Genomic DNA, 26263 nt, shown 5'->3' on the forward strand with positions numbered 1-26263 from the left:
GTCGTGGCCTCCCCCGGCGTCAGGAGGGCACCGTCGGGGCGGGTGACGTACACGGTGTCCACCACGTTGGCGCCCAGCGTGGAGACGTGCGCGCTGCGGACCCGTACCGCCGCCTCCTCCAGCGCACGCCCGATCCGGTGCAGCAGACCGGGGGCGTCCTGCGCGCGTACTTCGATGACGGTGGCCAGCTCCGAGCTGCCGGGCACCACCGTCACACGGGGCGGCGGGGCCTGAGTGCCGCGCCGTCGGGGATAGGCGGCCTCGCGCTCCGCGAGCCGGGACCGGATGTCGAGCGAGCCGTCCAGGGCCCGTACGAGGTCGGCACGCAGCCGCGTGGCCTGGGGCAGGGAGCCGTACGCCGCCGCGACCCGCCAGCTCAGCAGCAGGACGTCGGAGACCTCGCCGAGCGCCGTGGGCAGTTCGACGGTGCGCAGATCGGCGGCCCGCACGGTGAGCCGGTGCAGCGCGAGAACCCCCGCCGCGGCCGGCAGGACGCCGGGGCGGTCGGGGAGGGCGATGAGGAGTTCGACGCCGACCGGCTCCGGTTCGTCGTCCTCCTGGGGAGGCTCCGGCTGGGCGTGGAGGGCCAGCACGGGGCCGCCGGTGCGCAGCGCCTCGACGGCGAGGCGTTCTTGTTCCGCGCTGGTCACGACGGGGCGCGGGGCGGCGGGCGCCCTGCCCGCGAGGGCGGCGGCGACGCGGCCGACGAGGTCGGTGACGAGGGACCCGCGCCACGTGGACCAGGCGGCGGGCCCGGTGGCGAGCGCGTCGGCCTCGGTGAGCGCGTGGAGCAGTTCGAGGGTGGACAGCGATTCGACCTTCTCGGCGACGGAGCTGACGGTCGCCGGATCGTCCAGGTCGCGCCGGGTGGCCGTTTCGACGAGCAGCAGATGGTTGCGTACGAGCGTGGCGACGACCTCGGCGTCGGCCCGGTCGAAGCCGATGCGCAGGGCGACGGAGCGCGCGACGGGCTCGCCGGCCAGGGAGTGGTCCCCCGGCAGGCCCTTGCCGACGTCGTGGAGCAGGGCCGCGACCAGGAGCAGGTCGGGGCGGCTCACCCGGCGGGTGAGCGCGGACGCCTCGACCGCCGTCTCGACGAGATGGCGGTCCACGGTCCAGGTGTGCACGGCGTTGCGCTGGGGCCGGCAGCGGACGCGCTCCCACTCGGGGATGAGGCGGGTGATGAGGCCTTCGGCCTCGAACGCCTCCCAGACGGCGACGGTCGGCTCCCCCGCGCCGAGCAGCGTGACGAACTCCTCGCGCGCCGCGGCGGGCCACGGCACGGGCAGCGGGCGCGCGGCGGCGAGCCGCCTGACGACGTAGGGCGAGATCGGCAGCCCGGACTGCGCGGCGGCGGCAGCGGCGCGCAGGGGCAGCACGGCGTCGCGTTCGACGCGCGCCGTCCTGGCGAGCACGGCCTCGCCGTCCTGCTCCACGACGCCTTCGGCGAGCGGTGTCCGCTCCGGGGCGGGCCTGCTGCCGCCCAGCAGGGCGCGCAGGCGCGGGCGGGCGGCGCGGGAGCGCAGGACGCGGTTGACCTCGCGCCAGGTGACGTCGGAGGCGTACGACACGGTGCGGGCCGCTTCGTAGACCTGTCGCAGGAGTTCGTCGGCGTCGCCGGTGCCGAGGTCCGCGGCGACGCCGTCCTGCTCCTGGAGGGCGAGCCGGTCGGTGGCCCGGCCGGTCGTCAGGTGCAGGGAGTCGCGTACGTTGAGGAGGGCGCGGCGGGCGTCGGCGAGCCCCTCGCGGGGGGCGTCGGCCAGCCAGGAAGCGGCGACGGCGCGCAGCGCGGTGGCGTCCCTGAGCCCGCCGCGTGCCTCCTTGAGGTCGGGTTCGAGGAGGAACTGCAGCTCGCCCTGGCGCTCCGCGCGCTCGCGGCAGAGTTCGCCGAGTTCGGGAAGCCGCTTGGGGGCCTGGTTGCGCCAGTCGGCGAGTACGGCGGTGCGCAGCGCGGCGGTGGGCGCCGGATCGCCGACGATGTGGCGGGCGTCGAGGAGCCCGAGCTGCACCTTCAGGTCCTGGCCGGCGGTCTTGCGGGCCTCGGCGGTCGTACGCACGGAGTGGTCGAGGGCCAGCCCGAGGTCCCACACGGGGTACCAGACCCGGTCCGCGAGCGCGGCGATCGCCGCGGCGTCGGAGCTGCCGTCGTGCAGGAGCAGGAGGTCGAGGTCGCTGCGCGGGGAGAGTTCGCCGCGCCCGTAGCCGCCGACGGCGACGAGGGCCGCGCCCTCGACGCCCGCCTCGCGGGCGGCGGCGGTGAACAGGGCGTGCAGCCAGTCGTCCGTGAGCCGCGCCAGGGCAGCCCTGCGTGGCGGGCCGGACCGGGTCTTCTCGTGCAGCAGGCGCAGCCGGGCCGCCGCGTAGCCGCTGGGTCCCGAGTCCGGTTGTCCGGCCATCTGTTCAGGGGTGGTCACCGGGCAGGTCCCGTCTTTCGGCGGGCGTCCCGTGCGGGGACACCCGGTTTCGCGGCGCGTCCGGTCTCCGGGCGCGCTCGGTGTCTCAACTCGCGCGACGTCGTCACGAGTTGGGCGCCGGCGCGTGCCCGCTCACCGAGCACGCGCCGGCATCGGACCGGGTCCGGTGTCAGAGGGCGTCGGGGCCGCGCTCTCCGGTACGGACCCGGACCGCGGTGTCCACCGGCACGCTCCACACCTTGCCGTCGCCGATCTTGCCTGTCCTGGCGGCCTTCACCACGACCTCGATGAGCTGCTCGGCGTCGCCGTCCTCGACGAGCACCTCGATGCGGATCTTCGGTACGAGGTCGACGGTGTACTCCGCGCCCCGGTAGACCTCGGTGTGGCCGCGCTGCCGGCCGTATCCGCTTGCTTCCGTGACCGTCAGGCCCTGGACGCCGAAGGCCTGCAGGGCCTCCTTGATCTCGTCCAGTCGGTGCGGCTTGACGACTGCGGTGATGAGCTTCATACGTCCACCTTCTTGTTCCGCGCCGCGCCGGCGAGGTCCTTGTCCTTAGCGGTCACACTGCTGCGGCTCGAGGGCGAGCCTCCCACCGCGCTGAAGTCGTAGGCGGATTCCGCGTGGAACGCCATGTCGACACCGCTGGTCTCGTCGTCCTCGGAGGCCCGGAAGCCGATGGTGACATCGACGATCTTGGCCAGGATCCAGGAGACCACGAAGGAGTACGCCATCACCGAGAAGGCGCCGATCGCCTGCTTGCCGAGCTGCGAGGCACCGCCGATGCCGTCGACGGCCAGAACGCCGACGAGCAGGGTGCCGATGACGCCGCCGACGAGGTGGACGCCGACCACGTCGAGCGAGTCGTCGAAGCCGAGCTTGTACTTGAGGCTGACGGCCCACGAGCAGGCCGCTCCGGCGACGACGCCGATGAGCAGCGCGCCGAACGGATTGACGTGTGCGCCGGACGGAGTGATCGCCACGAGACCTGCGACGGCTCCTGAGGCCGCGCCGAGCGTGGTGAAGGCGCCGTGCCGGATGCGCTCGTAGATGAGCCAGCCGAGCATGGCCGCGCCGGTGGCGATCTGCGTGTTGAAGGCCATGATCGCGGACGTGCCGTTGGCGGCGAGGGCGGAGCCGGCGTTGAAGCCGAACCACCCGAACCACAGCAGCGCGGCGCCGAGAACCACCAGCGGCAGGCTGTGGGGCCGCATCGGGTCCTTCTTGAACCCGATGCGCTTGCCGACGACAAGGACCGCGGCGAGTGCTCCGATACCGGCGTTGATGTGGACCGCCGTACCACCGGCGAAGTCGATCACTTCCAGCTTGAAGAGCCAGCCGTCGGCCTGCCACACCCAGTGCGCGACCGGGAAGTAGACGACGGTGACCCAGAGGGCGATGAACAGGGCCCAGGCGGTGAACTTGACGCGGTCGGCGAGTGCGCCGCTCATCAGCGCCGGGGTCAGTACGGCGAACATCAGCTGGAACAGGGCGAAGGCGTAGACGGGGATTCCCTCGTCGCCGCCCGTGAGCGTCTCGGGGGTGATGCCCTTCAGACCGATGTGGTCGAGGTTGCCGAGCAGTCCTCCACCGATGTCGTCACCGAAGGTGAGCGAGTACCCGTAGAGCACCCACAGCACGCTGACGATGCCGAGCGAGATGAAGGACATCATGAGCATGTTCAGGGCGCTTTTCACCCGGACCATGCCGCCGTAGAAGAAGGCCAGGCCGGGCGTCATCAGCATGACGAGCGCGGCACTGATCAATACGAATGCGGTATCTGCGCCATTCAAGGCCGGCGTCTCCTCGTGGGTGGGAAATACGGCCCGTGCGGATGCTCTTACTTCTGTGGGCCGACTAGTGGTGAGGAGATTGACGCGGGGTGATTTCGGTCGATGCCACCCGATGTTTCACGCCAGTGACGAAGTGGTCCGGGGTGTTACGCCTGGATGAACTGCCGTGTCGCGGGGTGTGGCGATGGCAGAATCCGGCCGCGGCACCCACCCCGGTGGCCCGGCGCGGGGAAGCCGTGTACGGGCGAGGGTCTCGGCCGGCGGCTCAGAGGCCGCGCGGAGCGGCGGGCACCCCGGGGCGCCACAAGACCGCACGAGGCGCTCCGAGGGCCCTTCACACGGCTTCCGCGGCCTCCGGAAGCTCCTCGGTGAGCTGCTCGGTGAGCTGGCTGATCTCGGAGACGTCCCCGAAGTCCCTGGTGGCCGTCGTCACCGTCTTGCGCAGCCGCGTGTTGACGCGCTCGGAGCGCACCTTCCTGGCGATGCCCAGCGCCTCCTTGATCAGCGGAGTGGACCGCTCGGGCTCCTTCTTCAGGAAGTGGACGGTGGCCATCCCGACGAGGTTCAGCGCGTACGACCGCTGGTGCTCCTCGTCCTTCTCGAAGAGTTGCACGGCGCGTTCCATGACGGGCTCCGCGAGCGAGGCGTACGTCGGGCTGCGCCCGGCGACGTAGGCCAGGTCTCGGTAGGAGTGCGCGTTCTCGCCGTTGAGCTCGGCCTCGGAGAAGAACCGGATCCAGTCGGGCTCCGGCTCGCCTTCGTCCCCGGCGTCGGCGAAGGTGTTCTCCGCCATCCGCACCGCGCGCTTGCACTTGCCGGGCTGCCCCATGTTCGCGTACGCGCGGGCCTCCATCGCGTACAGCATCGACTGGGTACGGGCCGTGGCGCAGTCCCTGCTGCCGTACTGGGCGAGGTGGATGAGTTCCAGGGCGTCGTCGGGGCGGCCGACATGGATCATCTGACGGCTCATGGAGGAGAGGATGTACGACCCGAGGGCCTTGTCCCCGGCCTCCTTTGCGGCGTGCAGGGCCAGGACGAAGTACTTCTGGGCGCTGGGCTGGAGTCCCACGTCGTAGCTCATCCAGCCCGCCAGCTCGGAGAGTTCGGCCGCGCACCTGAACAGCCGACGTGCCGTGGCCTCGGACTGCGACTCCTGGAGCAGATCCGTGACCTCGTGGAGCTGGCCCACGACCGCCTTGCGGCGCAGCCCTCCGCCGCACTGCGCGTCCCACTGGCGGAACATCACCGTGGTGGACTCCAGGAGGTCCAGCTCCGGTGCGGAGAGGCGGGATGCGCGGCGCGGCGCGGCCGCGTCGGCGCCCTCCTGGTCGGCCGGCGACGTGGGCACCAGCCAGCGCTGCATCGGTTCGACGAGGGCGGGGCCGGCGGCGAGCGCGAGTGACGTCCCGAGGAAGCCGCGCCGGGCGAGCATCAGGTCGCTGCGGGAGAACTCACTGATCAGCGAGACGGTTTGGGGGCCCGCCCAGGGCAGGTCGACGCCGGAGACCGACGGCGACTGATGTGCGGAGCGCAGTCCGAGGTCCTCGACCGACACGACGGTGCCGAAACGCTCCGAGAACAGCTCCGAGAGGATGCGCGGAATGGGCTCTCGCGGCTGTTCGCCGTCGAGCCAGCGGCGTACGCGGGAGGTGTCGGTGCTGATGTGGTGCGCGCCCATCTGGCGGGCGCGGCGGTTCACTTGGCGCGCGAGTTCCCCCTTGGACCAGCCGCTGCGCCGGAACCACGAGCTCAACTGCTCGTTCGGGCGCTTACCGGTAGCCGTACCGTCTGCGCCGCTGCCGCCCACTGGAAACGCCCCCATTCACCGAAGCCCTGTCGCGCGAACTTCTACCAGAATGCCGTCACTTACGGTCGTCTGTCCGGAGATCGCGCTCCCTCGAACAGAAAACCGAGTTGCCTGCGGCATAACCACGAACGTGCGACTTCCCACCGTTCGCGCACTCAAAGTAATCCTACGATCACCCCTCCGGCGAGGGAGATTCGGTAAACGCCACCATTCGCCACCCCTTCGAATGAACTCGCCCACGGCCAGGCGCGATTCACTTGCCACGTGGCGATCAGGAACAAGTGGAGCGTTGCACACGGGGGCGCGCGGACCCGAACACACCACCCCGGATGTCATCTCGCGCCACCGGAACGAGTACGAAGGGCGCGAAGGGGACAGGAAATCGACGGAGGGTCACGACAGGGCTCCGCATCGTAACTACCGACGAGTTCGACCCGTTGGAGGGGGCATGGGCTTCACGATCGGCGGAATCCGGGAGATGCGGTCCGGCTCACGGCGCCGTGGCCGCGGCACCGAATTCACGACGGTGGCCGAGTACACCGGACTCTGGGGCTGGGACGTCGCCCCTGGCGCGCGCGCCGTGGCGGGCCGCTGCTCCTGTGGCGCGGCCGATTGCCAGGCGCCGGGCGCGCATCCCCTGGAGGCCGGGCTGGAAGTCTCCGCGGGGGCCACCCTGGACGATGCCGCCAGAGCCTGGTCCGAGACTCCCGGAGCGGCCGTACTGCTGCCCGTGGGGCGTGCTTTCGACGTGATCGACGTCGCCGAACCGGCCGGCTGTCGTGCCTTGGTCCGGCTGGAGCGGATGGGGTTGCCGCTCGGCCCCGTCGCCCTCACTCCGACGGGGCGGGCGTACTTCTTCGTCGCGCCCGGCGCCGCCGCCGAACTGCCCAACCTGCTCTACCGGATGGGCTGGGACGACGCCGGTCTCGACCTGCGCTGTCTGGGCGCCGGCGACCATGTCACCGCCCCGCCGTCCGACCTCGGCGGTCTCGGGCCTGTGCGCTGGCTCCGGCCGCCGGTCCTGGACACGGCGGCCGATCCACCGCAGGCACGACTGCTGCTCGGCACCCTGGCGTACGTCTGCCACCGCTCGTACGGTCGCGACTGAACCCGGTCCCGACCGCGGTACGACAGTCGGCCGCGCCACGTGACCTCCGTACGAAGGGCCCCACCGCGTGCGCACCACGCGGAAGGGCCCTTTTCTCCGTACGCCGCCCCGTACGCCGCCGGGTACGGCGTCTCGTACGGTGCGTACCGCGTCCGTCAGCCGTCAGCCGTCGATCAGCGCGTCGACGAACGCCTCCGGCTCGAACGGCGCCAGGTCGTCGGGGCCCTCGCCCAGGCCGATCAGTTTGACCGGCACACCCAGTTCACGCTGGACCGCGATCACGATGCCGCCCTTGGCCGTACCGTCCAGCTTGGTCAGCACGATGCCGGTGATGTCCACGACCTCGGCGAACACCCGCGCCTGAACGAGGCCGTTCTGCCCCGTCGTCGCGTCCAGGACCAGCAGCACCTCGTCCAGCGGACCGTGCTTCTCCACCACGCGCTTGACCTTGCCGAGCTCGTCCATCAGCCCGGTCTTGGTGTGCAGCCGCCCCGCCGTGTCGATGAGGACGACGTCGGCGCCCTCGGCGATGCCCTCCTTGACCGCGTCGAACGCGATCGACGCCGGGTCGCCGCCCTCGGGACCGCGCACCGTACGCGCACCCACCCGCTCGCCCCATGTCTGGAGCTGGTCGGCCGCGGCGGCGCGGAAGGTGTCGGCGGCGCCGAGCACGACCGACCTGCCGTCGGCCACCAGGACGCGCGCCAGCTTGCCGGTCGTCGTGGTCTTGCCGGTGCCGTTGACGCCGACGACCATCACGACGCCCGGGGTGTCCAGGCCGCTCTCGGTCTTCACGGCGCGGTCGAAGTCCGTACGCAGCAGGGCGAGCAGTTCCTCGCGGAGCAGGACCCGCAGCTCGTCGGGAGTACGCGTACCGAGCACCCTGACCCGCTCGCGCAGCCGCTCCACCAGTTCCTGCGTGGGCGCGACACCGACGTCGGCGGTGAGCAGGGTGTCCTCGATCTCCTCCCACGTCTCCTCGTCCAGGTGCTCGCGCGACAGCAGCGTGAGCAGCCCCTTGCCGAGGGTGTTCTGCGAGCGTGCGAGGCGGGCACGGAGCCTGACCAGACGGCCGGCCGACGGTTCCGGGACCTCGATCGCCACGGGCGGGGCGGCCACGACCGGGTCCTCGACGGCGGGCGGCGTCGCGGTCGCGTCGGGAAGGCCCACCTCCTCGATGGTGCGGCGGGACTCCTCCCGCGGCGGCCCCGCCTCGTCGCCGACGTGCGGCTCGGCGGGCGGGGTCGTGATGGTCGGCGTGCTCGACGGTGCCGAGGGCGGCAGCTTCTTCTTCCTACGGCTGCTGACCAGGAGCCCGCTGATTGCGCCGACAGCGACCAGGGCGATGACTACGGCAAGAATGACGATGTCCACCACGTCATCTTCGCAGGCGGTGACCCGCTTCGGCCGATGGGGAGATTCCGGGCCCCGACGGGGCGGCGGATCCGGGCCCCCGGGCGCCGGTCCCGGGGCGCCTCAGCCCATCTCCTCCAGCGCCTTGCCCTTGGTCTCGGGAATCCACTTCAGGATGAAGAAGATCGAGAGCAGGGCGAAGCAGGAGTAGATGACGTACGCCCCCGACAGATCCCAGTCCGACAGGGTCGGGAAGGTGACCGTGACGGCCCAGTTGGCGATCCACTGCGCCGACGCGGCGACGCCGAGTGCCGCGGCCCGGATCCTGCCGGGGAACATCTCACCGAGCAGCACCCAGACGACGACGCCCCACGACAGAGCGAAGAAGAGCACGAAGCAGTGGGCGGCGACGAGCGCCACCGTGCCCTGGGTGTTCGGGATGGAGATGTCGGTGCCGCTGCCGCTCTTGTAGGAGAACGCCCAGGCCGCCAGGGCCAGCGACACCGTCATACCGGAGGAGCCGATCAGCAGCAGCGGCCGGCGGCCGATCCGGTCGACGAAGATCATCGCGATGATGGTGCCGATGATGTTGATGATCGACGTGGTGAACGAGTAGAAGAACGAACTGGTGGGATCGATACCGACGGACTGCCACAGTGACGCGCTGTAGTAGAAGATCACGTTGATGCCGACGAGCTGCTGGAGCGCGGAGAGGCCGATGCCGATCCAGACGACCGGCAGGAAGCCCACTCTGCCGAGCAGGTCCTTGAACGTCGGCTTGTGCTCCTTACGGAGGTTGACCTCGATCTCCCGCACCCGCGCGTCGAGGTCGGCGTTCTTGTCCTCGACCTCGGCGAGGACCCCCCTGGCCGCTTCGTTCCTGCCGACGGAGATCAGGAAGCGGGGCGACTCGGGGATGGCGAACGAGAGCACACCGTAGAGGATCGCCGGGACGACCATGACGCCGAGCATCCACTGCCAGGCCTCCAGGCCGCCGATCTCGCCGCGCTGGTCGCCGTCGGCGATCTGCAGGATGCCGAAGTTCACCAGCTGCGACAGGGCGATGCCCAGGACGATCGCCGCCTGCTGGAACGAGGCGAGCCGGCCGCGGTACGCGGGCGGCGAGACCTCCGCGATGTACGCGGGGCCGATGACGGAGGCCATACCGATGGCGAACCCGCCGATCACCCGCCACATGGCGAGGTCCCAGAGCGCGAACGGCAGCGCGGAGCCGACGGCGCTGACGGTGAACAGCACGGACGAGATCCGCATGCAGCGGATTCGGCCGATCCGGTCGGCGATCCGGCCGGCCGTCGCGGCGCCGATGGCGCAGCCGATCAGCGCGGCGGCGATCACCTGGGCGAGCGCGCCGGAGCCGATGTCGAAACGGTCCCTGATGGCCTCGACGGCGCCGTTGATGACGGAGCTGTCGTAGCCGAAGAGGAAGCCGCCCATGGCGGCTGCCGCGGTGATGAAGACGACGTGGCCGAGGTGCTCCGGGTGGGGCTGTTGGCCGCCGGACCGCGGCGACTTCGCTGTGCTTGTCACATGGGGCTCCTGTGGCCGCCCGGCGAAGCTGCGCCGGGCGTGATCGGAAAACCCCTCCAGTGGGGCACAGCCGCGCATGGCCCACCACTTGACCGCGGCCGTTCGGCGAGGTTGTCCAGGCGCGTCAGGGCGCGCCTCAGTGGAGGCGCTGGCTGATCACCTTGGAGACGCCGTCGCCCTGCATGGAGACGCCGTACAGCGCGTCGGCGACCTCCATCGTCCGCTTCTGGTGCGTGATCACGATCAGCTGGGAACTCTCCTGGAGTTCCTGCATGATCCGGATCAGCCGCTGAAGGTTGGTGTCGTCCAGCGCGGCCTCGACCTCGTCCATGACGTAGAACGGGCTCGGCCTCGCCTTGAAGATCGAGACGAGCAGCGCCACGGCGGTCAGGGACCGCTCGCCACCCGACAGCAGGGACAGCCGCTTGACCTTCTTGCCCGGCGGCCGGGCCTCGACGTCCACACCGCTGGTGAGCATGTTGTCGGGATCCGTAAGGATGAGGCGTCCCTCGCCGCCGGGGAAGAGCCGCGAGAAGACGCCCTCGAACTGAAGGGCCGTGTCCCGGTACGCCTCCGTGAAGACCTGCTCGACCCGTTCGTCGACCTCCTTGACGACCTGCAGCAGATCGGTCCGCGTCTTCTTGAGGTCTTCGAGCTGCTCGGAGAGGAACTTGTGCCGCTCCTCCAGCGCCGCGAACTCCTCCAGGGCGAGCGGATTCACCTTCCCGAGTTGCTGATACGCCCGTTCGGCGGACCGCAGCCGCTTCTCCTGCTCGCCTCGTACGTAGGGCCGGGGCTGATTACGCGGGTCCTCGGGGTCCTCCGGCAGTTCCTCGCCCTCGGCGGGCAGGGACGGCGGTACGAGCTGGTCCGGGCCGTACTCGGCGATCAGGCCGGCGGGCTCGACACCCAGCTCCTCCAGGGCCTTCGCCTCCAACTGCTCGATCCTCATCCGCTTCTCGGCGCCCAGGACCTCGCCCCGGTGCACCGAGTCGGTGAGCTTGTCGAGTTCGTTCTTGAGATCGCGCCCCTGGTTCCGCTCGGCGACCAGTTCCTGTTCGCGTCCCGACTTCGCCGCTTCGGCCGCCGTGCGCTCCTCGTCGGCGCGTACGACCGACACCTCCACGTGCGCCAGCAGTTGCCTGGCGCCGGAGGCGACGGCTCCGGCGACGGCGGCCTCGTGGCGCAGCCTGGCGCGCCGCTGCTCCGCGCGGGCCCGTGCCTCGCGCTCGGCGCGGGCGCCCCGGTCGAGGGAGTCCGCGCGGCCCGCCAGCCCTTTGACCCGCTCCTCGTGGGTACGGACCTGGAGCCGGGCCTCCATCTCGGTCTGCCGGGCGTTGGCCCCGTCGGCGGCCAGCCGGTCCCGTACGGAGGTGTCCGGCTCCTCCTCGACGGGCGCCTCCTCGGCGACCAGGAGGCGCTCCGCCAGTTCCTGGGCCTCCTCGGTGGCGCGGTCCAGCGCGTCCTGGGCCTTGGCGGCGGCCGCCGTTGTGCGCTCGGCCTCGCCCGCGGCGCCCCTGGCCTGCCCGGCCAGGCGCCCCAACTGGCCGGACACGGCGGACTTCTCACGGTCGGCGGCCCGTCGTCGCTCCCCCAACTCCTCGACGAGCGCGGCGCATTCGGTACGGCGACCGGTCGCCCGGCGCTGTGCCTCGGCCAGTTCGTCGCACCGTACGGCGAGTTCGGCCAGTTCGGCGGCCGCCTCGTCGACGGAAGCCTGCACTTCGAGCAGGCTGGGCGCCCCCGCGGAGCCACCGTGCGCGAAGTGCGCGCCGAGGAGGTCGCCCTCCGCCGTCACGGCGGTCAGCCCTGGGCGCGCCGCGACCAGTTCCTCGGCGTCCTCCAGGGTGCCGACGACGACCATGTCCTGGACGAGGCGTCGTACGGCGCCCATGAGCGCCTCGGGGCCCCGTACGAGGTCGACGACGCGGGGAACGGCCAGATCGGTCACCGCGGTGTGCACGGGGCGGGCAGGGGCGGCTCCGTGCACGCCCCCGCCGTCCCCGCCGTTCGCGACCGCGGGGACGGCGTGCGCCCCGTCCCCCTGGCCGGGCACACCCGGCGCCGTACCGGATCCGCTCGCCCCGACCGGGGCCCCGTCGTCGGCCCCGCCCGGCGGCGTGGCCTGCCCCGGTACGCCGGCCGGCCGCGCGGGCCCTTCGGCGCCGAGCAGCAGTGAGGCCCGGCCCGCGTCCTCTTTACGGAGGAGGCGGATCGCCTCGGCCGCGGTCGGCGCGTCGGTCACCGCGATCGCGTCGGCCGCCGCGCCGAGCGCCGCCGCCACCGGGACCTCGTGGCCCGGTGTGACGGTGAGCAGTTCGGCGGCGGGGCCCAGCAGGCCGGCGAGCCGGTCCCGGGCGCCCAGGAGCGCACCGGTGCCGTCCTTGCGGCGCAGTCCCAGAGCGAGCGCGTCGTGGCGGGCGGAAAGGGCGGCCCGTTCGCGTTCGGCCGCCGTGGCCGCCTCCCGCGCGGCCGTCAGCGCGCCCTCCGCCTCGCGCAGCGCCCGTTTGACCTCGTCGTGCCGCTCGCCCAGCTCGTGGTCGTCGGCTTCCAGACCGTCGACCTCGGCCTTGAGCTGTTCGTACTCCTCCTGGGCGGTGACGGCGCGCTGCCGCGCCCCGTCACGGGCCTCGGCGAGCCGGCCGATCTCGGCCTGCGCCGACGCGGCGCGGCCACGCGCGGCGTTCACCTGTCCATTCAGCCGGGCGAGTCCCTCCCGGCGGTCGGCGATCGCGCGCGCCACGTCCTTGAGGCGGCGTTCCTCCGCCGCGAGATCGCGTTCGAGGTCGGAGCGGTGCGCGACGGTGTCCTCCAGCGCGCGCTCGGCCGCTTCGAGCGCGGCCTCCAGCTCCGCCTCCTGCTCCCGGATGCGGGCGGCCTCGCGCTCCATGTCCTCGGGGTCCCGTCCGCGCCGTTCGTCCTCGGGCGTGGCGGTGGCGCTCTTCACGCGGGCGTCGGCCAGCGAGACGGTGCCCCGTACCCGCTCGGCCAACTGGGAGAGTTCGTACCAGGTCTGCTGCGCACGCTGGAGTCTCGGTGCCAGCCTCCGTACCTCGTCCTCGAGCTCCGCCTCGCGCGCCAGCGCGTTCCTCAGCCGGAGCTCGGCCTCCTCCTTGCGCTGTTTGAGCGCCGCCTCATCGGCAACCTCCGTACGGAGGGCGTCGCGGAGCTTCACGAGGTCGTCGGCGAGCAGCCGCAGCCGCGCGTCGCGCAGGTCCGCCTGAATGACGGCGGCGCGCCGCGCCACGGCGGCCTGCCGCCCCAACGGCTTGAGCTGTCGCCGCAGTTCGTCGGTGAGGTCCTGGACGCGTGCGAGGTTGGCCTGCATCGCGTCCAGCTTCCGCAGCGCCTTCTCCTTGCGCTTGCGGTGCTTCAGAACGCCCGCGGCCTCTTCGATGAATGCCCTGCGCCCCATCGGATCGGCGTGCAGGACGGAATCGAGTTGTCCCTGGCCGACGATGACGTGCATCTCGCGGCCGATACCGGAGTCGGAAAGCAGTTCCTGGATGTCGAGCAGCCGGCAGGTGTCTCCGTTGAGCTGGTATTCGCTGCCGCCGTTGCGGAACATGATCCGCGTAATGGTGACCTCGGCGTAGTCGATGGGCAGCGCACCGTCGGAATTGTCGATCGTGAGGGAGACTTCGGCGCGTCCGAGCGGGGGCCTGCCGGTCGTGCCGGCGAAGATCACGTCTTCCATCTTGCCGCCGCGCAGTGACTTGGCCCCCTGCTCGCCCATGACCCAGGAAAGGGCGTCCACGACATTGGACTTGCCCGAGCCGTTCGGCCCCACGACGCACGTGATGCCGGGTTCGAACCGCAGCGTCGTGGCGGAGGCGAAGGATTTGAACCCGCGCAGGGTCATGGCCTTGAGGTGCACGCCGCCGGACTCTACCTTCCTCACTTCGCCCGACGGCGGTTTCACCGCTGAATGAGGAGGGCACATCAGTCGTGAGAAGAACCGGTTTCACGGTGGGGGGAAAGACAGAAGGGACGCCGAAGCGTCCCTTGCATGTTCTCGCGAGAGTGTTTCTCACCTGGCCCCGGCGGGGGCTGCTGTCAGGTGAGCGCCGGCTCCGCCTGGGGTACGTCGAGGTCGATGCCGTCGAACGGCGAATCGCCATGGTGCTGTGCGGCGGCAGCGCTCAACGCGTCATTCTCGGACTGGATCCGTACAAGCTCGGATTCGAGGTCCTGGACGCGTTGCTGAAGCCGTCGCATCTCGGCGAGGAGTCGCGGGTCAGATCCGCCGACGTAACCGAGAAGCGCCTTTGCCATGATGGATGGGCCTCCACACTGAGTGACCGACCGAAGCGGTGTGGGTCGTGAGGGATTTCCGCACCCGCACTGCCTGGCAGAGGTTCCGCACTGTGATTCTTACTGCCAAACAGCCAAGGTGCGCGGGGCTTCCAGAGTCTCACCAAAAAGTTTGACGGTCAACACGATCACAGCCCGTCATCGCCGGGCGGCCCAGGGGCGGCCGTCCGCGTGCGGTGCGGCGGCGCCTCTCCTGCGGCCCCGGAGGGCGTGGAGATCATCGTTAACGCGGCAGCTTGGCATGAGAGCCCGTTCTTGGCAACCATCGGTCCATTCCTGCCAGACGCACTTGCCGGGGGCATACGGGCAGGCCGGGCGCCACATCGGCCGGGAGCGTCACGGCATACCGCGGCCTGTTCAAGATCGAGCGGGAATGATCGCGATCGTGCGGACCACTTCGGGTCACCGCGCCGCCGGTCGCGATCAGCGGATGGCGAAGGTCTCGTATCCACCGCGCGGTGTGCCCCAAATCTCAGTGACTCCGTCAACACGACCGGGCGTGTCGTCCGAACGAAGCCACTCGAGCAAACGGTGGCAATTATCACGTGATCCCTCTGCGACGATCTGTACCCGGCCGTCGTCCAGATTCAGGGCGAAGCCCTTCAGGCCCCCGATCTCCAGAGCGTTTGCCCTGGTGAACCAGCGGAAGCCAACTCCCTGTACGCGACCGCGTACCCAAGCGGTGATCCGCACGTCTTCGTTCATAGGTGCAAGCTAATGGGCCAATACCTCGGTGAGCACATCGCCCCCAGCCCGCTTGGCGTACAGTCCCGTCGAAATGAGCCTCACTCGAATGGGTGAAGGACATTGACGTCATGAGCGGTGCGAGAGCAATCGCGAGCACCTGAGCACATCGAGGAAGGCGCAGCAGATGGGACGCCATAGTCGCTCATCCGGCGCACCCGCCGCTGAGGACCACGCGGCCGGTGCGGCAGGCCGGCACCGCGGGCGGGGCCGAAGCCGGAGGAAGGGCATCGGCGGCCCCGTACGGACCGGACTGCTCGGCGCCTCCGCCGCGATGGCCATGGGAGCCGTGGCCGTGGCTTCCGGGCTGCTGCCCGGCGGGGAGCAGTACACCGTCGGCGGCGGCAACCTCCCGGGCGAGCAGGTCCGCACCGCTGGCGCGCCCGAGCTCCAGCAGCAGGGTGGCTCGACCGCGGAGCCCACCGACGAGGCGGCCGCGCCGCCGAGCCGTGGCGACGACCGGCCGGGCACGCCGTCGAAGGCCGCGCCGTCGACGCCGGACAAGCCGTCCGCCTCCCCGAGCCCGTCGAAGCCCGCGAAGACGCCGGAGAGCGATCCCACGCGGAGCCGGAGCCAGGAGACGAGCGACAGCCCGTCCAGCAGGGCGCCCGCGCCGGCGAAGCCCACCGACCGGCCCACGCCGCCGCCGCAGACGCCGCGTCCCTCCGTCTCCGCCCCGGCCACCGCCGAGGCGGAGGTGCTCGCGCTGGTCAACGAGGAGCGGGCGAAGGCCGGCTGTCAGCCGCTGCGCGCCGACACCGCCCTGAACGGTCTGGCCGAGGCGTTCAGCAAGGACATGGCGGACCGGGGCTTCTTCGACCACACCGACCCGGACGGCGACACCCCCTGGGACCGCGCCGACGAGGCGGGGATCACCAATCTGGGCGGCGAGAACATCGCCCGGGGCCAGGCCGACGCCCAAGCGGTGATGGCCTCCTGGATGGCGAGTGAGGGCCACCGGGAGAACATTCTGAACTGCGACTACAAGACCATCGGCATCGGCGCGCACTTCGCCGGGGGCGGCCCGTGGTGGACGCAGGACTTCGGCTTCTGAGCCGTCGCCGCGTCCGTACTCCCACCCGCACGACCGAACGAGGCCCGCGACAGCTCCGCGTCGCGGGCCTCGCCCGTGTCACGGCCGCGGACAGGGAGCGGTTACGGGGCGACGCGGGGCGGGCGCTGGCAGCGGGGGCAGAAGTAGCTCGACCGGTTCATCCAGGGGCGGCGGCGGATGGGGGTGCCGCAGCGGCGGCACGGTTCGCCCTCGCGGCCGTACGCGTCCAGTGACCGGTCGAAGTAGCCGGACTCGCCGTTGACGTTGACGTAGAGGCTGTCGAAGCTGGTGCCGCCGACCGCCAGCGCGGCGTTCATGACGTCGCGTACGTGACCGAGCAGTTCGACCGAGCGGGGACGGGGCAGCGAGGCCGTCGGCCGTTCGTAGTGGAGCTTGGCGCGCCACAGCGCCTCGTCCGCGTAGATGTTGCCGACGCCGCTGATGAGGGACTGATCGAGCAGCGCGCGCTTGACCGTCGTACGGCGCAGGCGCAGCGCGGTGTGGAACGCGGCGTCGTCGAACGCCGGGTCCAACGGGTCGCGCGCGATGTGGGCGATGACGTCCGGCAGCCCGTCGGGGGTGTTGTCGTGCAGCGAGAGCCCGCCGAAGGTGCGCTGGTCGACGAAGCGCAGCTCGGTGCCGAGGTCGTCGTCGAAGCGGACCCGGATCCGCAGGTGCTTCTCGTCCGGGGCGGATTCCGGCTGTACGAGGAGCTGGCCGCTCATACCGAGGTGCCCGAGGATCGAGGCGTCGGTGTCGGCGAGCGGCAGCCAGAGGTACTTGCCGCGGCGCCGGGCGACGCCGATCCGGTGCCCCTTGAGGCGGGCGGCGAAGTCCTCACCGCCCGCGAGATGGCGCCGTACGGCGCGGGGGTGCAGCACCTGGGTCTCGGCCACCGTCCGTCCCGCGACCCAGCGTTCGAGTCCGCGCCGTACGACTTCGACCTCGGGCAGCTCGGGCACGGTGCTCCTTCAGGGGACGGCGGGTTCAGTGGTCTCGGAGACCAACTGGGCGAACACGGGGCGGGAGTTGGGAAGGCCGGGAGCAACAGCCGGCGGCGCGGGCACGAGCTGCGCCCCTCGTGCCGAATCGACACAAGGGGCGCACCTGAAGGGAACGGAACAGGACAGGTCAGGACTTGGCCACGTCGGCGGATTCCGAAGCCGCCACCGAAGAGGTGTCGGCGGCCTCTTCAACGTCGCCCTCGGCCTCGGCCTCGTTCGCGGACTTGGTCCCGGACGTGGCCTGGACCTCGACGGCCGCCTTCACCGCGGCAGCCCTCTCGTCCGCGTCCGCGCGAATGGACCGCCACGCGGTCTCCGCCGCCTGCTGTTCGGCTTCCTTCTTGCTGCGGCCGGTGCCGGTGCCGTACGAGACACCACCGACGCGGGCGGCAGCGGTGAAGGTCTTCTCGTGATCCGGGCCGGTCTCCGTGACGAGATACTCGGGCACGCCGAGACTCTCCGCCGCGGTCAGCTCCTGCAGACTGGTCTTCCAGTCCAGACCGGCACCGAGGTTGGAGGACTTCTCGATGAGCGGGTCGAAGAGCCGGTGCACCAGCTCGGACGCCGCGTCGAGACCCTGGTCGAGATAGACCGCGCCGATCACCGCTTCAAGGGTGTCGGCGAGGATGGACGCCTTGTCCCGGCCTCCCGTGCCCTCTTCACCACGGCCGAGCCGGATGAAGGAGCCGAGTTCGAGGCCGCGCCCCACTTGCGCCAGCGCACGCGAATTGACCACCGCGGCCCGCAACTTGGCCAGCTGGCCTTCGGGCAGGTCGGGGTGGATGCGATACAGCGTGTCGGTGACCACCAGTCCGAGCACCGAATCCCCGAGGAATTCGAGCCGTTCGTTGGTGGGCAGACCGCCGTTCTCGTACGCGAACGAGCGATGGGTCAGCGCACGCACCAGAAGGGCGGACTCCAGCTGATAGCCGAGCCGCCCTTCCAGAAGCGTGTGGGACGAGGCTGTGCTGACGTTGTCTGCCTTCTTGGTACTGGACAGTTCAGACATCGAGCCTCTCACCAGCCGCTCAGACCTCGAGGACCTGGCGCTTGTTGTAGGTGCCGCAGCTCGGGCACGCGATGTGCTGGAGCTTCGGCTCCTGGCAACGCTCACACGAAACCAGGGTGGGGACCGCAGCCTTCCACTGCGACCGGCGGTGGCGCGTGTTGCTGCGCGACATCTTCCGCTTCGGAACAGCCACGGCTACTTCTCCTGCTTCTCGTCGGCGCCGTCGTCGGCGCCGCCCATGTTGTCCTTCTCGCCGTCCTTGATGGTTTCGGCGAGTCCTTGCAGTGACGCCCACCGGATGTCGACGGCGTCGTGGTGATGGTCCGGGTTCTCGTCCAGCCTGATTCCGCATTCGGAACACAGGCCGGCACAGGTCTCCCGGCACACCGGCTGCATGGGCAGTGCGAGCACCACCGCATCGCGCAGCACGGGTTCGAGGTCGAACAGTCCGTCCTCGATGTAGAGCCTGTCCTCGTCGTCCTCGGCGTCGTCGGCCGGTTCCGCCTGCTTGCTGCGGCCCCGGTCGTCGGCGTCAGGGTACGAGAACATCTCCTGGAAGTCCGCTGCCACGTCCTGGCGCACCGGCTCCAGACACCTTACGCACTCCCCCTCGGCGGTCGCACGGGCGGTGCCGGTGACGAGCACACCCTCCATGACCGATTCGAGGCGGATCCTGAGCTCCACCGGTGCGCCTTCCGGCACTCCGATGACTCCGTCGATACCGAAGTCCTTGGGCGCCGCCGCGGAGCGGGTCAGCCGCTTGAGCGCACCAGGACGCCGTCCCAGCTCGTGTGTGTCGAACACGAGGGGGTTGCGGTGGTCGAGGCGGGCGTTCAGGGCTGTCCCAACTTTCGGTTCGTGGAGTGGGCCGCCATGTCGCGTACGGGGCGGGCGGCCGGATCGCGGACATCACGCGACCGAAGAGCCAGGATACTTGACCGGCCGCCGTTGGCCCAATCCGGCCGTGTGCGAGGGCCCGGCTGAGCCCCGGCGCGGAGCGCGGGGCTCAGCGCCCCTGCTCGTACCGGCGCAGCTGTTCGAGGTCGATCATGCTGGTGTCGAAGAGGCTGGTCTCGTCGAGCGCGCCCTGCGGGTCCTGCCCCTGCTGCTGATGCGACTGCTGCTGGCCCTGCGCCTCGGGGTGCTGCTGCCAGCCCTGGGCCGCCTGGTCGTAGTTCTGCCCGTAGCCCTGGCTGTAGCTCGGGTCGTACGCGGCGGGGTCGTAGACCGGCTGCTGGGCCTGTTGGTACGCGTACGGGTCCTGCTGCTGGTAGGCGTACGCGTCCTGCTGCTGGTAACCGCTGTAGGAGGGGTCCGCGTACTGCTGCTGGGCGGCGGGGTCGGCGTACTGCTGCGGGGACTGTGCCTGCGCCGGGATCGGGATCTGGACCGGCTGCTCCGGGACCCGGGGCGGGGACTGCGGCTCCATCGGCCGGTGCGCGGCCGCCCCGGCGCCCTGGAGCGGCTGCTCCCCCGACAGCTCGGCGAGACCGGACAGGTAGTCCGCGTCGCTGGTGTGCCCCTGCCGCCCCGCCGCGTCCTGTTCCGCCATGTGCAGACCCAGGTCGTCGGTGGCGACGCGGCCGTGCAGCTTCTGCCGGCCGCGGCCGACCGCGTCGAGCGTCTTGGAGAGGACGGCCTCGAAGGCGCCGAGCTTGGCGTCCACGTAGTCGTCCGCGCGGCGGATCAGGGTGTCGGGGTCGGCGCTGTACTCGGGGGCGTCCTCGTCGGCGTAGCCCTCCTCGTCGAGCCCCGGGCCGCGGCCGAGCAGTTTCTCGCGGCCTCGGTCGACGGAGCCGATGGTCTTGTTGAGCACGACCTCGAAGTTCGCGAGCTTGGAGTCCACGTAGTCGTCGGCCTCGGCACGGATCTCCTCGGCGTCCCTGCGGGCCTCGGCGAGGATGCGGTCCGCCTCTTCCTGGGCGGTCCGGGCGATCGCGGTGTCGGAGATCAGCGTGGACCGCTCCGTGTGGGCCGCCGCGACGATCCGCTCCGCCTCCTGGCGGGCCTGCTCGGAAAGCTGCTCGTGGCCGCCGAGGAGCTCCTGCGCCTGGGCGAGGGAGCCTGGCAGGGCCTCCCGTACCTCTTCGAGCAGCGAGAGCAGTTCGCCGCGGTTGACCACGCAGGAGGCCGACATGGGCATGGAACGGGCGTTCCCCACCGCGTCGACGATCTCGTCGAGCTTCTTCTGCACGTCCACCGTGTGCTCGCCACTCTCTACAGCCGGGTTGGAGACGGACGCAACGACTGTACGGCCAGTCGGTGCGGGCCCGACACCAGGTGACGGTACGTCAGTTGCGGGGCCGGTCCGCCGCCGCGTGCCGCGCCCCGTCCGTCACCGGTTCTCCAGGCGCTCGGCCAGTGCCTCGTGCACGAGCGGAGGCAGCAGGTGGGAGACGTCTCCGCCCCACGTCGCCACCTCTTTGACCAGCGAGGAGGAGAGGAAGCTGTAGATGGGGTTGGTCGGCACGAAAAGGGTCTCGACGCCGGAGAGGCCGTTGTTCATCTGGGCCATCTGCAACTCGTAGTCGAAGTCGCTGACCGCCCGCAGACCCTTGACGATGGCCGGGATGTCGCGCTGCTTGCAGAAGTCGACGAGGAGGCCGTGGAAGGACTCCACCTCGACGTTGCCGAACTCGGCGGTGACGCGGCGGATCATGTCGATCCGCTCGTCGACGGTGAACAGCCCCTTCTTGGACTGGTTGATCATCACGGCGACGTGGACGACGTCGTACAGCTTGGAGGCACGGCCAATGATGTCGAGGTGACCATTGGTGATGGGGTCGAAGGACCCCGGACAGACGGCGCGGCGCAACTGAATTCCCTCGCTCTCCGGTCCGGTCATCGGGCGTCTTCGGGTGCGGCGGCGCGACCGTACCAAAGGGTTCCTTCGCCGTAGCGGCGCTCCCGCAACGGTTCGAAACCCCTCGGCCAGGTGAACTCCCCACCTCTGGTGCTGCGCTCCACGGTGGCGACGGCATCGTCATTGAGCCAGCCCCCCGAGCGGAGTGTGAGCAGGATCTCGCGAAGATCGTCATCGGTGACGGCGTACGGCGGGTCGAGGAAGACGACGTCGTACGGGGCCTCGGGGGCCGGTCCTGTCACGATCTGCTCTGCTTTGCCCGTACGGACCTCGGCACCCGGCAGTCCGAGGGCGCGGACGTTGTCCCGGACGGTGCGGGCCGCCCTGCCGTCCGCCTCCACAAGAAGGCTGTGCGCGGCGCCCCGGGAGAGGGCTTCGAGGCCGACGGCGCCGGAGCCGGCGTAGAGATCGGCGACGCGCAGCCCTTCGAGCGTGCCGAGCAGCGCCTCCCAGGTGGAGAAGAGACCTTCGCGCGCTCGGTCGGAGGTGGGGCGGGTTCCGTTGCCCGGGGGGACGGCGAGACGGCGCCCGCCGGCGGCGCCGGCGATCACGCGGGTCATGGGTGTCGGGTCCTCGGTTCGTGGGGTGCGCGGATTGCGGGACGGCGTGGTGCGCGTGGCCCGCCGGTGCGGCGGCGGGCGGCACGTGCGCCGTCACCCACGATATGGCGTCGCTCCCGGCGCGGCCCGCCGGGAGGGAGGTCCGGGACCCCCGCCGGGCCGCTGTGCGGGCCTGTGAGGGCCGTTCAGCCCTTGTCCAGATACTGCTCCCGCTCCGTGTCCAGCAGGGCGTCCAGCGCCGTACGCAGCTCCGGGAGGGAGTCGAGCTCCGGGTCGGCGGCGACGACGGCCACGGCCTCCTCCCTGGCCGCCGCGATGACCTCCTCGTCCTCGATGACCGCGAGCATCCGCAGCGAGGAGCGGACTCCGGACTGGGCCTGGCCGAGGACGTCGCCCTCGCGGCGCTGTTCGAGGTCGATACGGGAGAGCTCGAAGCCGTCGAGGGTCGAGGCGACCGCGCCGAGACGGGCCCGCGCGGGGCTCGCCTCGGGCATCTCCGAGACCAGCAGGCACAAGCCCGGGGCGGAGCCCCGGCCCACCCGGCCGCGCAACTGGTGCAGCTGCGAGACGCCGAACCGGTCCGCGTCCATGATCACCATTGCCGTGGCGTTGGGGACGTTGACACCGACCTCGATGACGGTCGTCGCGACCAGGACGTCCACGTCGCCCGCGGCGAAGCGGCGCATCACGTCGTCCTTGTCGTCGGGCTGCATACGGCCGTGCAGCACCTCCACACGGAGGCCGGCCAGCGGCCCGGAGGCGAGCTGCCGCGCGATGTCCAGCACGGCCAGCGGCGGACGCTTGTCCCCCTCGGCCTCGGCCGCCTTCGCCGCGGCCTTCTTCTTCGGCTCGTCCTCGCCGTCACCGATCCGGGGGCAGACGACGTACGCCTGGTGCCCCTTGCCGACCTCCTCGCGCACCCGTTCCCAGGCACGCGCCAGGAAGTGCGGCTTGTCCTGGGCCGGCACGACGTGGGTGGCGATCGGGGAGCGCCCGGCGGGCAGTTGGTCCAGGACGGACGTCTCCAGGTCACCGAAGACGGTCATGGCGACCGTACGGGGAATGGGTGTCGCCGTCATGACCAGCAGGTGCGGCGGCTGCTTGCCCTTGGAGCGCAGGGCGTCGCGCTGCTCGACCCCGAAGCGGTGCTGCTCGTCCACGACGACCAGACCCAGATCGTGGAAGCGCACCTTGTCCTCGATCAGCGCGTGCGTACCGATCACGATCCCGGCCTCGCCGGTGACCAGGTCGAGCAGCGCGTGACGGCGCGCCGCCGCGCCCATGGAGCCGGTGAGCAGCACCACCTTGGTGGCGGTCTCGGCGCCGCCGAGCATGCCGCCCTCGGCCAGCTGTCCCATCATCTCGGTGATCGAACGGTGGTGCTGCTGGGCGAGCACCTCGGTCGGCGCGAGCATCGCGGCCTGACCGCCCGCGTCCACCACCGTGAGCATCGCGCGCAGCGCCACCATCGTCTTGCCGGAGCCGACCTCGCCCTGAAGGAGGCGGTGCATCGGATGCTCGGTCGCCAGATCGTCGAAGATCTCGCGGGTGACCTTCAACTGGCCGTCGGTGAGGGTGAAGGGCAGTTCGGCGTCGAAGGCGTCGAGCAGGCCCCCTGCCACCGGTCGCCGCGCCATCGCGGGAAGTTGGGCGTCCGCGTGCCGCCGCCGGGCCAGGGCGACCTGGAGCACGAACGCCTCGTCCCACTTGAGCCGGTCCCTGGCCGCCGCGACATCCGCCTTGGTGTCGGGCCGGTGGACCTTCAGCAGCGCCTCGGGCAGCGGTACGAAGCCGCGGCCCTCACGCAGGGAGGGCGGCAGCGGGTCGACGGCCTCGGTGGCCCTCGGCAGCACGGCGTCGACCGCCTTGGTGATCTTCCAGGACTCCAGCCCCTTGCAGGCCGGGTAGATCGGGATCAGCTTGCCCGCGAAGGCGTCCACCGCCTCGTCGCCGCTGTCCCTACCGAGCGGCACATACGTGGGATGGGCGAGCTGGAGCTTGCGGTTGAACATCGAGACCTTGCCCGCGAACATGCCCCGGCTGCCGGGGAGCAGGTCCTTGTGGGGCTTGTGGATGCCCCGGCCGAAGAAGACCAGCTGGAGCCGGCCGCTGCCGTCGGTGAGGGTGATCTCCAGCCGCTGGCCACGGCCGCCGTTGAACTTCAGAACGCGGGAGTCGGCGACCTGGGCGACGACCGTCACGTCCTCGTCGAGCGGGAGGTCGGCGAGGCGGGTGAGCTGGCCCCGCTCCTCGTACCGCCTCGGGTAGTGGTGCAGCAGATCACCGACGGTGTGCAGATCCAGCTGCTCGGCCATCACCTTCGCGGTGGCGGGACCGAGCGTCTTCTTGAGTGATTCATCCAGCGCGGACACACGATCCATTGCACACCACATCACTGACATCCGTCGCGCACCTGTGGACAACCCCAGGTCGCGGGCGGGTCAAAGGCGCTGCGGGACCGGGGCGGTGCGAGGCCGGCTCAGCGGCTCGTCGCGCGGACCGCGGTGACGGCGGTGAGCAGGACGGCGCAGTCCTCCAGGGCCTCCAGGCCGTGCCGTTCGTGCGGAACGGGGCCCACCTGCCCGGCGATCATGTCCTGGTCCCCGGACTTCTTCGTCACCCGGATCCGGCCGTGCAGTACCTGAAGGCTGGCCGCCGGGGGCGCGTTGTGCTCGTCGAGGGACGAGCCGGAGGTCAGCGCGATGACCGTCTGCCGCAGTGGACCGTCGTGCAGGAACAGATGCGCGCTCCGGCCGTGGGCGCTGGCGCGCGCGTCGTCGAGCTGGTGGCGGGCGAGTGCGGTCAGGTCGTCCATCGGTGGGCCTCTCACCTCGGGCGGTGCGCGCGTCGGTCATGGTGCGCCTACCCACCATCGTCACAGGTACCGCGCCCCGTGCAAGCCGTGGCCGCGTGCACGGGACCACGGCTTGACCGGGTGTACGCGGCCGTGTGCCTACTCCACGCCGATCAGCAGGGGCACCGACTGGCGGCCTCCTCGGTAGACCACCGTGTCGACGGCCAGGTGTCCGTCCCGTACGTAGCCCTCCAGGCGTTCGGCGAGGGAATCGGGTACGTCCTCGCCAAGTACGAGGGTGACCAGTTCGCCGCCCGCCGACAGCATCCGGTCCAGAACGCTCTCGGCGGTGGCGGCGAGTTCGGTGCCGATCACCGCGACGTCGCCGTCGATCAGCCCCAGCAGATCCCCGGCCTGGCAGATGCCCGCCATGGTCCAGGACTGTCGCTCGGCGACGGCCAGTTCGCCGTAGCGGGTGGCGCCGGCGGCCGAGGTCATGGCGACCACGTCCTCGTCGAAACGGCGGTCCGGCTCGTGCACCGCGAGGGCGGCGATGCCCTGTACGGCCGCCCTGGTCGGGATGAGGGCGACCCGGATGCCCTCGGCGCGCGCCTGTTCGGCGGCGGCAGCGGCGGTGTGGCGCAGCTCCGCGTCGTTCGGCAGGAGGACCACCTCGTGCGCGTGGGCGCGCCGGATGGCCTCGACCAGCTCGCCGCTCGCCGGGGGCTCCCCGGGGCGCGCGAGCACCGTCGTGGCTCCGGCCTCGGCGCACAGCCCGGCGAGACCTTCGCCCGGGACGACGGCGACCACGGCGCGCTGTGCCCGCTCCCGCTGATGGCCGGCGGCGGCGCCGAAGTGCGTGATGCGGATCCGGTACGGGCGTCCCGCCTCGACTCCGGCCTCCACGGCGGCGCCCGCGTCGTCGACGTGCACGTGCACGTTCCACAGGCCGTCGCCGCCGACCACGACGAGTGAGTCGCCCAGCGCGTCGAGCCGGCGGCGGAGCCGGGCGATGCCTGCCTCGTCCGTCTCCAGGAGGTAGATCACCTCGAAGGCCGGCCCCGGGGAGCTGTCGTCGGTGTCGCAGGACTCCACGACGGCTGGCAGGTCGTGCGGGCGGGCGCCCGGCGCGACGCGGGCCGGGGCGTCGCCCGTGACGGCCTCCACGAGTGCGGCGAGGACGGCGAGCAGGCCCCTTCCGCCGGCGTCGACGACTCCGGCGCGGCCGAGGACGGCGAGCTGCCCCGGTGTGGCGTCGAGCGCGACGCGGGCCCCGGCGTAGGCGGCGTGGACGGCGGCGCCGCTGCTGTACGCCGCACCGTCGTCGCCCGCACCGCGCTCGGCGGCGCCCGCCGTGCCCGCGGCGGGGTCCGTGCGCGCGGCCGCGTCGGCCGCCGCGGTGGCCACCGTGAGGATCGTGCCCTCGACGGGGTGCGCGACGGCCTCGCGAGCCAGCTCCGCCGCTCGGCGCAGGGCCCTGGCCAGGTGATCGCCGCCGTCCTCCGCCGCGCCGCCCGCGCCCTCCGCGCCGGGGCCCGCCCCGGCACCGGTCCCGTCCTCGCACAGCACCTCGGCCATGCCCCGCAGCAGTTGCGCCAGGATCGTGCCGGAGTTCCCCCGGGCGCCGATCAGTGCCCCGTGCGCCATGGCCCGCACCGCGTCGGGCAGATCCGGTACGGAGGTCCCCGTCGCGTGCGCGTCGAAGACCGCCTCGACGGCCCGCACGGCGGACTCCACCGTCAGGTAGAGGTTGGTGCCGGTGTCCCCGTCCGCGACCGGATAGACGTTGATCGCGTCGATCTCCTCGCGATCCCGGCCCAGGGCGTCCAGCGCCAGCGAGCACCAGATGCGTACCGCTGCGGCGTCGAGGGTCTGCGGCACCTGGGGGTCCTCCTTGGCG

General features: G+C 71.3%; 21 protein-coding genes. 2 read left to right on the top strand and 19 right to left on the bottom strand.

Annotated elements, in window-relative coordinates; genetic code table 11:
• From GXP76_RS19630 to GXP76_RS19645, 4 genes are all read right to left on the bottom strand, one after another.
• The coding region (locus GXP76_RS19630; RefSeq protein ID WP_242572873.1) for a [protein-PII] uridylyltransferase at positions 1-2396 on the bottom strand (2396 nt) is incomplete at its 3' end.
• Positions 2397-2583: 187 nt separating this feature from the next.
• The gene (locus GXP76_RS19635) at positions 2584-2922 is read right to left on the bottom strand and encodes a P-II family nitrogen regulator (protein ID WP_078074856.1); all 339 of its coding nucleotides are present in this window, start codon (positions 2920-2922) and stop codon (positions 2584-2586) included.
• Positions 2919-4205, bottom strand: a complete 1287-nt coding sequence (locus tag GXP76_RS19640; protein ID WP_242572860.1) for an ammonium transporter — start codon at positions 4203-4205, stop codon at positions 2919-2921. Before GXP76_RS19640 ends, GXP76_RS19635 begins: the two co-directional genes overlap by 4 nt.
• Positions 4206-4539: 334 nt before the next feature.
• Positions 4540-6012, bottom strand: coding sequence for a hypothetical protein (locus GXP76_RS19645; protein ID WP_242572874.1), 1473 nt, complete (start codon positions 6010-6012; stop codon positions 4540-4542).
• Positions 6013-6460: 448 nt separating this feature from the next.
• Between GXP76_RS19645 and GXP76_RS19650 the strand changes: the two genes are divergently transcribed.
• Complete coding sequence (locus GXP76_RS19650) at positions 6461-7120, top strand: bifunctional DNA primase/polymerase (RefSeq protein WP_242572861.1); 660 nt, start codon at positions 6461-6463, stop codon at positions 7118-7120.
• A gap of 162 nt (positions 7121-7282) precedes the next feature.
• Here GXP76_RS19650 and ftsY read toward each other — a convergent pair whose 3' ends face one another.
• The 5 genes from ftsY to GXP76_RS19675 all read right to left on the bottom strand — a co-directional run bounded on the left by ftsY (position 7283) and on the right by GXP76_RS19675 (position 15040).
• A complete protein-coding gene (gene ftsY / locus GXP76_RS19655) occupies positions 7283-8494 on the bottom strand; it encodes a signal recognition particle-docking protein FtsY (RefSeq protein ID WP_242572862.1) in 1212 nt (403 codons plus the stop codon).
• A gap of 102 nt (positions 8495-8596) precedes the next feature.
• Entirely contained in the window at positions 8597-10021 is a 1425-nt protein-coding gene (locus GXP76_RS19660; RefSeq protein WP_242572863.1) for a sugar porter family MFS transporter, read from the bottom strand.
• 136 nt (positions 10022-10157) lie between these two features.
• Positions 10158-13898 (bottom strand): AAA family ATPase, encoded by a 3741-nt coding sequence (locus tag GXP76_RS19665; RefSeq protein WP_242572864.1) that lies wholly within the window; start codon positions 13896-13898, stop codon positions 10158-10160.
• Between the two features lie 179 nt (positions 13899-14077).
• A complete protein-coding gene (locus tag GXP76_RS19670) occupies positions 14078-14296 on the bottom strand; it encodes a hypothetical protein (protein WP_023538382.1) in 219 nt (72 codons plus the stop codon).
• A gap of 462 nt (positions 14297-14758) precedes the next feature.
• Positions 14759-15040, bottom strand: a complete 282-nt coding sequence (locus tag GXP76_RS19675; protein WP_242572865.1) for an acylphosphatase — start codon at positions 15038-15040, stop codon at positions 14759-14761.
• 166 nt (positions 15041-15206) lie between these two features.
• Here GXP76_RS19675 and GXP76_RS19680 point away from each other — a divergent pair, with 166 nt between their 5' ends.
• On the top strand, positions 15207-16133 hold the full coding sequence (locus tag GXP76_RS19680) for a CAP domain-containing protein (protein ID WP_242572866.1): 927 nt from the start codon (positions 15207-15209) through the stop codon (positions 16131-16133).
• Between the two features lie 101 nt (positions 16134-16234).
• Here GXP76_RS19680 and mutM read toward each other — a convergent pair whose 3' ends face one another.
• The 10 genes from mutM to GXP76_RS19730 all read right to left on the bottom strand — a co-directional run bounded on the left by mutM (position 16235) and on the right by GXP76_RS19730 (position 26244).
• On the bottom strand, positions 16235-17095 hold the full coding sequence (gene mutM / locus GXP76_RS19685; protein WP_242572867.1) for a bifunctional DNA-formamidopyrimidine glycosylase/DNA-(apurinic or apyrimidinic site) lyase: 861 nt from the start codon (positions 17093-17095) through the stop codon (positions 16235-16237).
• A gap of 169 nt (positions 17096-17264) precedes the next feature.
• On the bottom strand, positions 17265-18146 hold the full coding sequence (gene rnc / locus GXP76_RS19690; protein ID WP_242572868.1) for a ribonuclease III: 882 nt from the start codon (positions 18144-18146) through the stop codon (positions 17265-17267).
• 19 nt (positions 18147-18165) lie between these two features.
• Complete coding sequence (gene rpmF / locus GXP76_RS19695; RefSeq protein WP_003965982.1) at positions 18166-18339, bottom strand: 50S ribosomal protein L32; 174 nt, start codon at positions 18337-18339, stop codon at positions 18166-18168.
• A gap of 2 nt (positions 18340-18341) precedes the next feature.
• Entirely contained in the window at positions 18342-18950 is a 609-nt protein-coding gene (locus tag GXP76_RS19700; protein ID WP_147878288.1) for a DUF177 domain-containing protein, read from the bottom strand.
• A gap of 202 nt (positions 18951-19152) precedes the next feature.
• Positions 19153-20346, bottom strand: coding sequence for a cell division initiation protein (locus GXP76_RS19705; RefSeq protein WP_242572869.1), 1194 nt, complete (start codon positions 20344-20346; stop codon positions 19153-19155).
• Positions 20347-20481: 135 nt separating this feature from the next.
• Entirely contained in the window at positions 20482-20961 is a 480-nt protein-coding gene (gene coaD, locus GXP76_RS19710) for a pantetheine-phosphate adenylyltransferase (RefSeq protein WP_242572875.1), read from the bottom strand.
• A 26-nt stretch (positions 20962-20987) separates the two neighbouring features.
• The gene (gene rsmD / locus GXP76_RS19715) at positions 20988-21569 is read right to left on the bottom strand and encodes a 16S rRNA (guanine(966)-N(2))-methyltransferase RsmD (RefSeq protein WP_242572870.1); all 582 of its coding nucleotides are present in this window, start codon (positions 21567-21569) and stop codon (positions 20988-20990) included.
• 185 nt (positions 21570-21754) lie between these two features.
• On the bottom strand, positions 21755-23950 hold the full coding sequence (recG, locus tag GXP76_RS19720; RefSeq protein ID WP_242572871.1) for an ATP-dependent DNA helicase RecG: 2196 nt from the start codon (positions 23948-23950) through the stop codon (positions 21755-21757).
• Between the two features lie 98 nt (positions 23951-24048).
• Positions 24049-24384 carry a cupin gene (locus tag GXP76_RS19725; RefSeq protein ID WP_242572872.1) on the bottom strand — a complete coding sequence of 112 codons (336 nt, stop codon included), beginning with the start codon at positions 24382-24384 and terminating at the stop codon, positions 24049-24051.
• Positions 24385-24522: 138 nt separating this feature from the next.
• Positions 24523-26244, bottom strand: coding sequence for a DAK2 domain-containing protein (locus GXP76_RS19730; RefSeq protein WP_308354172.1), 1722 nt, complete (start codon positions 26242-26244; stop codon positions 24523-24525).
• Between the last annotated feature and the right edge of the window lie 19 nt (positions 26245-26263).

The organism is Streptomyces sp. NP-1717 (assembly GCF_022695985.1).
In the GTDB taxonomy this organism is placed as follows: Bacteria; Actinomycetota; Actinomycetes; order Streptomycetales; family Streptomycetaceae; genus Streptomyces.

Excerpts from the sequence above, each read along its gene's own strand:
- GXP76_RS19635 (WP_078074856.1), bottom strand. The coding sequence starts at position 2,922 with ATGAAGCTCATCACCGCAGTCGTCAAGCCGCACCGACTGGACGAGATC.
- GXP76_RS19675 (WP_242572865.1), bottom strand. The coding sequence starts at position 15,040 with ATGAACGAAGACGTGCGGATCACCGCTTGGGTACGCGGTCGCGTACAG.
- GXP76_RS19680 (WP_242572866.1), top strand. The coding sequence starts at position 15,207 with ATGGGACGCCATAGTCGCTCATCCGGCGCACCCGCCGCTGAGGACCAC.
- recG (WP_242572871.1), bottom strand. The coding sequence starts at position 23,950 with ATGGATCGTGTGTCCGCGCTGGATGAATCACTCAAGAAGACGCTCGGT.
- GXP76_RS19725 (WP_242572872.1), bottom strand. The coding sequence starts at position 24,384 with ATGGACGACCTGACCGCACTCGCCCGCCACCAGCTCGACGACGCGCGC.
- GXP76_RS19670 (WP_023538382.1), bottom strand. The coding sequence starts at position 14,296 with ATGGCAAAGGCGCTTCTCGGTTACGTCGGCGGATCTGACCCGCGACTC.
- rsmD (WP_242572870.1), bottom strand. The coding sequence starts at position 21,569 with ATGACCCGCGTGATCGCCGGCGCCGCCGGCGGGCGCCGTCTCGCCGTC.
- GXP76_RS19650 (WP_242572861.1), top strand. The coding sequence starts at position 6,461 with ATGGGCTTCACGATCGGCGGAATCCGGGAGATGCGGTCCGGCTCACGG.
- rnc (WP_242572868.1), bottom strand. The coding sequence starts at position 18,146 with ATGTCTGAACTGTCCAGTACCAAGAAGGCAGACAACGTCAGCACAGCC.